General features: G+C 56.2%; 2 protein-coding genes. Both read right to left on the reverse strand.

All coding sequences use genetic code 11. The annotated features are described in order from the left end of the window. Positions 1 to 119 precede the first annotated feature (119 nt). The gene (locus tag ACOCD2_RS21315) at positions 120 to 746 is read right to left on the reverse strand and encodes a hypothetical protein (protein WP_293650105.1); all 627 of its coding nucleotides are present in this window, start codon (positions 744 to 746) and stop codon (positions 120 to 122) included. 133 nt (positions 747 to 879) lie between these two features. After that, positions 880 to 1,104, reverse strand: a 225-nt coding sequence (locus ACOCD2_RS21320; RefSeq protein ID WP_293675000.1) for a topoisomerase DNA-binding C4 zinc finger domain-containing protein, incomplete at its 5' end; no start/stop codon positions are given.

The following is a 1,104-nucleotide window of genomic DNA, read 5'->3' on the forward strand; positions in this document are numbered from 1 at the left end:
CTCCATAGCCAGATTGCTCAGGGGGCGGCTTTGCTTTTCCGAAAGCGCTTGCGCCAGGGTGACTTCATTTTCGTAGAAGGGTTCGTCATACCGATACAATATGATGTTTCTAAACCACATTATCGTGATCTCCAATAGGTATGCCGCATTGTCTCCATGCCTATGCCTGATGCTTCTGGCAGGCTATAAGGGCGACTGTAGTACGGCGATGAGTAAATGTATTGTGAGTTGTCGAATGCACCATGATTACGCATGTAAGCAGGGGGCGGCACCGGCACAACGGACGCGGGAGCCGTCATGGGGCGCGGCGGATCAGATGGGGCCGCGTGGATCTTCAACGGACGTTCACCATTGTTCTGTGGCAGTGGTGATGCCCCGGCCGCCAACCACATCGCCCCCCCTCCCAGGGCGAGGCATACTGCAGCAAGAACTACTTGCTTCGCCCGCGTGCGGAGATGGTCTTTCTTTTCTTCTGGGTTCCCCATAACTTCCAGGAAGCGGTTCGCCCATGCGGCCCGCACCCGGGGTGAAGGATCGATCATCCCCCGGCGAAACTGTTTGGCGGATACGGGGCAATGGGTTTGTCGCACCCATGCCGCGCGCACCTCTTCATCATCGTCGATCAGCCCCTCTTCCTGGTATGCCCGGACCTCCTCTGTTGTCAGAGGTGTGTCCAAATAGGGGAAATCCCGCCAAAATGACAACACTTCATCGGCAGGATTCTGTGTCATGTTTTCCTTGCTCATGCGCCCTCCATTACCCTCCTTACTCTGTATCTTGGCACCCCGAATAATTTGTTGATCATCCAAGTAGCAAGGCTGTAAAGCTTACGCTTCGCGTCCTGGCGACTTTCTCTTGGCTCAGTCATGGTGCTCTCCCCTACGCCGTTTTGATGCCTTCCGGTTCGCCGTTGAGGTCGTTTACAGCGTGACGGCACGCCGGATAGCCACTACAGGACCAGAACGGCCCCTTGCGCCCATTTTTGCGGCGCATGGGTTTGCTACATTCCGGACAGGGGTATATCTTGTCGGGCAACGCCGGTACGCCCTGGTTGTCATCAACCAGGTAATTGCAATCCGGGTAGCCGGTGCAGCCCCAGAAGGC

The organism is Thiolapillus sp., assembly GCF_048562965.1.
Taxonomy (GTDB): Bacteria; Pseudomonadota; Gammaproteobacteria; order Chromatiales; family Chromatiaceae; genus Thiolapillus; species Thiolapillus brandeum_A.